General features: G+C 59.7%; 5 protein-coding genes and 1 pseudogene. 2 read left to right on the top strand and 4 right to left on the bottom strand.

The genetic code is table 11. From position 1 onward, the window contains the following. Positions 1–368 (bottom strand): annotated as a pseudogene (locus tag NW820_RS04710) (PAS domain-containing sensor histidine kinase); the annotation flags it as partial. 267 nt (positions 369–635) lie between these two features. On the opposite strand from NW820_RS04710, the gene NW820_RS04715 reads away from it, so the two are divergent. Next, a complete protein-coding gene (locus NW820_RS04715; protein WP_414406823.1) occupies positions 636–1,613 on the top strand; it encodes a deoxyhypusine synthase family protein in 978 nt (325 codons plus the stop codon). A 10-nt stretch (positions 1,614–1,623) separates the two neighbouring features. Here NW820_RS04715 and NW820_RS04720 read toward each other — a convergent pair whose 3' ends face one another. From NW820_RS04720 to NW820_RS04730, 3 genes are read right to left on the bottom strand one after another with little or no spacing between them, the layout of a single operon-like run. Continuing rightward, the gene (locus NW820_RS04720) at positions 1,624–2,190 is read right to left on the bottom strand and encodes an ankyrin repeat domain-containing protein (RefSeq protein WP_011433982.1); all 567 of its coding nucleotides are present in this window, start codon (positions 2,188–2,190) and stop codon (positions 1,624–1,626) included. A gap of 4 nt (positions 2,191–2,194) precedes the next feature. Further along, entirely contained in the window at positions 2,195–3,013 is an 819-nt protein-coding gene (locus NW820_RS04725; protein WP_414406824.1) for an MBL fold metallo-hydrolase, read from the bottom strand. Then, on the bottom strand, positions 3,010–3,663 hold the full coding sequence (locus NW820_RS04730) for an anthranilate synthase component II (protein ID WP_011433980.1): 654 nt from the start codon (positions 3,661–3,663) through the stop codon (positions 3,010–3,012). The genes NW820_RS04725 and NW820_RS04730 overlap by 4 nt, the downstream gene beginning before the upstream one ends. Before the next feature lie 195 nt (positions 3,664–3,858). Here NW820_RS04730 and NW820_RS04735 point away from each other — a divergent pair, with 195 nt between their 5' ends. After that, positions 3,859–6,270 (top strand): DEAD/DEAH box helicase, encoded by a 2,412-nt coding sequence (locus tag NW820_RS04735; protein WP_414406825.1) that lies wholly within the window; start codon positions 3,859–3,861, stop codon positions 6,268–6,270. The last annotated feature ends 38 nt before the right edge of the window (positions 6,271–6,308 follow it).

Genomic DNA, 6,308 nt, shown 5'->3' on the forward strand with positions numbered 1-6,308 from the left:
ACTTCGCCAATGCGATCTTCCGCAATCAGGGGGGCGACATTGGCGGCCAAGAGCAGCCCCAGATCTCGGCCAAAGCGGGCCTCGTTGAAGCGGGCATCCTGCTGCACAGTGCTGACGGCCCAGAAGGTGAAACTGCTCACCACCAATGAGACCACCAGCGTTGCCACAAAGAGCAACTGAGTTTCCAACCGCAGTTTTTGCTTCCATCGCGCCCACCAGCGCCGCAGGGATCCCATAGAGATCCCGGTCGTTGTTGGCACTGACATGTCCACAGCGCCAGGCAATGGCTCGGCAGGAGAAGAAGCCAGCTCAGGAGATTGGACTTCGGCAATGGGCTCGGCTGGCTCGACAGTGCTGACAGGAGGCATGAACCCAACGTGAACAGATAGCGTGAACGGATATAGGGCGGTGATTCGCCACCATTCTGACATGGGCAGGCGATCCCTTTGTCTCAGCCAAGGCCGGGTGAGAACCGGTATGGGATCCCGGCTTCGCAACGCAACCTGCTCCAGCCGACCTGCAGGGGAATGGTTGCCAATACCGATAAAGGTATCCCCAAGCAAAGCTTGTCAGCGCCCCTAAAGTTGATAGACTAGAAAATCGTGCTTCACCAGGTCAGAGTGACCGGAAAAATCGTGACCAACAGCCCCGTCAGCCAATTTATCCAACATCATTTTCGCCACTTCAACGCAGCCGCGCTGGTGGATGCGGCCAAGGGCTACTGTGCTCACCTGGAAAAGGGCGGCAAAATGATGGTGACCCTGGCCGGCGCCATGAGCACAGCGGAGCTGGGCCTTTCCCTAGCGGAAATGATCCGGCAGAACAAGGTGCACGCCATCTCCTGCACCGGCGCCAACCTAGAAGAGGACATCTTTAACCTCATCGCCCATGAGTTCTACGAGCGGGTGCCCCACTACCGCGATCTTAGCCCGCAGCAGGAGCAGGAGCTGCTGGAGCGGCACCTGAACCGGGTAACCGATACCTGCATTCCCGAAGAGGAGGCGATGCGGCGCCTAGAAAAAGCCCTCTTGGAAGAGTGGATGGCTGCCGACCAGGCCGGGGAACACTACTTCCCGCACGAGTTTATCTACCGCATCCTGCGCAGCGGCCGGCTGGAGCCCTACTACCAAATTAATCCCCGGGATTCTTGGGTTTACGCCGCTATGGAGGCCAACTTGCCCATCTATGTGCCGGGATGGGAAGACTCCACCACCGGCAACATGTATGCCGCCCACTGCATCACGGGTGAGATCCGCAATGTGCATACCGTCCGCACAGGGATCGAGTACATGATCCACCTGGCGGATTGGTACACGCACACCTCGGCGGAGTGCTCCATTGGCTTCTTTCAAATTGGCGGCGGCATTGCTGGGGATTTCCCCATTTGTGTGGTGCCCATGCTCCATCAAGATCTGGGTCGCCAGGGCGTACCCCTGTGGGGCTATTTCTGCCAGATCAGCGACTCCACCACCAGCTACGGTTCCTACTCGGGGGCAGTGCCCAATGAGAAGATCACCTGGGGCAAATTGGGGATCGACACCCCCAAATTTGTCATCGAGTCGGATGCCACCATCGTGGCGCCTTTGATCTTCGCCTGGGTGCTGGGGTGGTAGAGAAGGGGAATCAATCTGTATGCCCGTCGGTTGAGGCGGAGCGGGGCCAGCGGGACAACAGGGTTGCAGCTTCCCAGCGGCGCAGATCCTGGGCGATGCGCAGGGGCGTGAGGCCGTAGCCGTCCGGCTCGTCGATCTCGGAGCCATGTTCCAGCAGCAGCCGAACGACCTCGGGGTTGCCGGACCAAGCGGCAAAATGCAGGGGAAGGCCACCGGCGCCAAAACGAGCGTTCACCTCGGCCCCTCCCTGGAGCAGGGCTTTCGTAACCTCAGGGTTGCCCAGGCGAGCCGCTTGGTGCAGTGGGCTAGCTCCCCCATGGTCTAGTTGATTGGGATCCGCCCCCGCTGCCAGCAAAAGACGGGCGTTGAGGCCGCTTTCTACGAAAAACAGGGCTGTCTTGCCCCGCTCATCGACGGCGTTGGCGTCTTTCCCCAGCCAGAGAGCCAGTTGCAGCCGCAGCGGGTTGGCTTGGGCCAAGGCTTGTGGATCTTCTGGTAGGGAGTATCCATAGAATCCCAGACCCCCCACTAGCAGGGATCCCAGTCCGACAGCGATTTTTAGGACCTGACCTCGCATAGCCCTATTCCTCAAAGAAAAGGATGGCGAGCCCCTGCCTGGGCAGAGCCTGGGCCGAGAGCAGCAACGGGTTGCTGAGGGCAGGTTGCGGGGCAGCAGCGGGGAAGAGACGCAAAAACTCCTGCAGCGGCAGCAGCTCGCATTGGGATTCCTCGGCGGCGGCCGTGCGATACATGGTGGGGATGACCAGCTTGGGCTGCAGCGCCTCAATGGCCGCCTTGGCCCCGGCAGGATCGTAATTTTTCGGCCCACCCCCCACTGGCACCAGCAACAGGTCGGGACGAGCAAGCAGGATGGACTGCTCCCGCGTAATTGGCTGCAGCGCCCCTCCCAAATGGACAATGTCGATCCCAGCCATGCGCCAGCGCCAACCCACGTTTACGCCAAAGCGAGGGCCACGGGGCATGCGTACTCCTTGCACCCGGATCCCGTCAATCAGATAGTCTCCCGGCTGAAACAGCACCTTGGGGTTGCCGGGCACCACATCCAAAGCACCCTCATCCAACAAGCGGCTGCTGAGCAACACCAGATCGGCAGCAACTCGTGGGGCAGGATAGCCAGCCGTACAGCCCGCCGGCCGAAACGGGTTGACCAGAAACCGTCGGCCCTCCCCCTCGAACAAAACACAACTGTGGTGCAGCCAAGTCAGTTGCAGCCCCTGCGAGCTGGAGCCGGGAGTGAACTCTATAGACCCTGGGGTTGTTGGCGTTTCCGAACTGTGTACGGGAGCAGTCTGAGCGCCCGCTTTGCGCCCTCTGGCCAGGTTCACGGCCATCGATCCCAGCAGCCCAGCGCTGGCTTGCAGAAGCTGGCGACGCTTCATGGAGTGGGGATCCCTGATGTAACAACGGCAACGGTTTCCTGAGGTTTCTGCGAAACATTGGGCTGAGCAGCAGTTGAGGCTTTGGCGCTGCGCAGGAAGTTGCTCAACAAGCGCTTGCCCTCTGCAGTCAAGATGCTCTCCGGGTGGAACTGCACGCCCTGAACGTGGGGATAGCGGCGGTGGCGTACCCCCATGATGATCCCATCGCCTGTTTGAGCCGTCACCTCCAGCTCGTCAGGACACGTAGAAGGCTCGATCACCAAGCTGTGGTAGCGGGTGGCCGTGAAAGGCTGGCTCAACCCCTCAAACACCCCCACCCCTCGATGGTAAATGAGCGAGGTTTTGCCATGCATCAGCTCAGGTGCGCGCACGATCTGACCACCATAGACCTGGCCAATGCACTGGTGCCCCAGACAAACCCCCAAAATCGGCAGCTCTGGCCCCAGCTCCCGAATCAACTCCAGGGAGATCCCGGCATCTTCCGGCCGCCCTGGCCCAGGAGAGATAACTACAGCTTGCGGCTGCATTCGGCGCAGGTCGTCAACGGAGAGCTGGTCATTGCGAAAAACCTGAAGCTGAGCTCCCAACTCCCCCAGGTACTGCACCAAGTTGTAGGTAAAGCTGTCGTAGTTGTCGATGACGACCAGCACGATAGCATCCGGCAACGGCACCCCATTTTAGCACTTGCTTGAGCTGCTGTTCTTGATCCAAAGAAGCAGAGTAACTGGCGCTTTTTGCAGGGGAGCAGTCGACGCCCCAAGAAAGCTTGTATCCTAGAAGGTACAACCCACAGGAAGCAGTGAATTGGGCGGGTTTCCAGGTTTCCCAATGTTGATTTGGATCCCATGAGTGCGCTTCTCTCCCCGGCAACCGATTTGCTGGACGAGTTGCGGCAGCTTTTCCCCTTCGAGCTGGACGACTTTCAGATCCGAGCCATTCAGGTTCTGGCTGCTGGGGAATCGGTGGTGGTCTGTGCTCCCACAGGATCCGGCAAGACCCTGATCGGAGAGTATGCCATCTATCGGGCCCTATCCCAGGGCAAGCGGGTTTTCTATACAACGCCCCTGAAGGCCCTCTCCAACCAAAAGTTCCGGGATTTTGGCCAGCAATTCGGCCCAGAACAGGTTGGCCTGCTCACCGGCGACATCTCCATCAACCGGGAGGCGCCGATCTTGGTGATGACCACCGAGATCTTCCGCAACATGCTCTATGGCACGCCGCTCTCTCTGGCCGTTCAGAGAGGAGCCTCCGGCGATGGGATGGAACCTTGGGAGGAGGCGGAGGCCCTGAGTCGGGATCCCTTGCGAGAGGTGCAGGCGGTGATCCTGGACGAATGCCATTACATGAACGACCAGCAGCGGGGCACCGTCTGGGAAGAAGCAATCATCTACTGCCCCCCCACGATCCAGCTCATTGCCCTTTCTGCCACCCTGGCCAACAGCGACCAGCTCACCGATTGGATGAACCAGGTGCATGGCCCCACCCATCTGATCGACTCCAACCACCGCCCGGTGCCGCTGCAATTTCACTTTGCCAATCGCAAAGGGCTGTTCCCCCTGCTGGAGCAAACCGAGTCCGGCCAGTGGGTTTGCAATCGCCGCCTGAAAAGCAAACTCCCCAAGTCAGGTCAGTCTCCCTATGGGGGAGTGCCGGATATGGTGCAGGTGGTGGAGAACTTGCGCCAGCGGGACATGCTGCCGGCCATCTATTTCATCTTCAGTCGCAAAGGCTGTGATATGGCCGTGGCCAGCGTAAGGGATCTGGACTTGGTAGCCAGCGAGGAAGAACGGCAGCAGTTGGCCGAGCAGATCGACCGCTTTTGTCGAGAAACGCCCGAAGCTGTCCGCCGAGATCAGTTGGATGCCCTTTACCGGGGTATTGCCGCTCACCATGCCGGCATGTTGCCTGCCTGGAAGGGACTGGTGGAGCATCTGTTTCAGCAGGGGCTAGTGAAGCTGGTCTTCGCCACTGAGACTTTGGCCGCCGGGATCAACATGCCCGCCCGCACAACTGTCATCTCCTCCCTTTCTAAGCGCACCGACAACGGCCACCGCCTCTTGACCGCTTCCGAGTTCATGCAAATGTCGGGCCGAGCCGGACGGCGGGGCAAGGACATCATCGGCCATGTGGTGACGGTGCAATCCCCGTTTGAGGGGGCCCAAGAAGCTGCGCGGCTGGCCACCTCTGGAGCGGATCCCTTGGTGAGCCAGTTTACCCCCACCTATGGCATGGTGCTGAACCTGCTGCAAAAGCACTCTTTGGAAGCAGCACGGGATCTGATCAACCGCAGCTTCGGCCAGTATTTGCTCTCGTTGCAAAAGTTGCCCGAACAACAGGAGATCCTGCACACGCGCGCCGAGCTGGAGGAGATCGACCGTCTCTTGGGAGGCATTGCCGACGAAGATATCGCCCGCTATGAGAAGATGCAGGCGCAACGGCGGGAAGAACGACGCATTTTGCGCTACTTGCTCAAACAACGGGAAGCTGAGCCGGATCCCACCTTGCGGCTGTTGGCCTTTCCCCACATTCATGCCCAAGAGGAAAAAATCCGTGCCCTAGAAGCTCAAATCCGAGAGAATCCCGCTCACCAAGTGGGGAAAAAATTGCTGGGTTTGCGAGAAAAACGCCAGCGCTTGCTCAAGCGCCTCGAGCACCTGGAGCGGCAAAGCGATTCCGTGCAGGAGTTGCGCTGGCAGCAATTTATGGCCTTGGTGGGGGTGTTGCAGGATTTCAACTGTCTGCAAGAGTATCAACCTACCGATAGCGGAGAGGTGGTGGCCGCGCTGCGGGGGGATAACGAGCTCTGGCTGGCGCTGGCTCTGCTCTCGGGTGAGTGTCAGGGCTGTGCTCCTCATCATTTGGCCGGAGTTGTGGCTGCCTTGGTCTCAGAGGCTCCCCGTTCAGGTACCTACAGCCGGCTGCGCACCTCGGGGCTGGTGGAGGATGTGCTGCACGGATTGCGGGGTTTACGGCGGCAACTGTTCCGCAGCCAACGCCAACACCAGGTGTTTCATGTGCCGATCGGGTTTGAGCCCAGCTTGGCTGGGATCGTCGAACATTGGGCGCAAGGGATCCCTTGGGAAACCCTAGAAGCCAGCACCAACCTAGATGCCGGAGACTTGGTGCGCCTGATCCGCCGCACGCTGGATTTGCTTTCTCAGATCCCTTATGTACCCCATCTGCCGGCAGAGTTACGGGAAAATGCCCGTCAAGCCCAAAAAATGCTGGATCGCTTCCCGGTGAGCGAGTTGATCTAGCGAGCTCAGACCGTTTGCTGTTCAGTGAGGTTGCAGCT

The sequence above is a fragment of the Synechococcus sp. R55.7 genome (assembly GCF_047461955.1).
Taxonomy (GTDB): domain Bacteria; phylum Cyanobacteriota; class Cyanobacteriia; order Thermostichales; family Thermostichaceae; genus Thermostichus.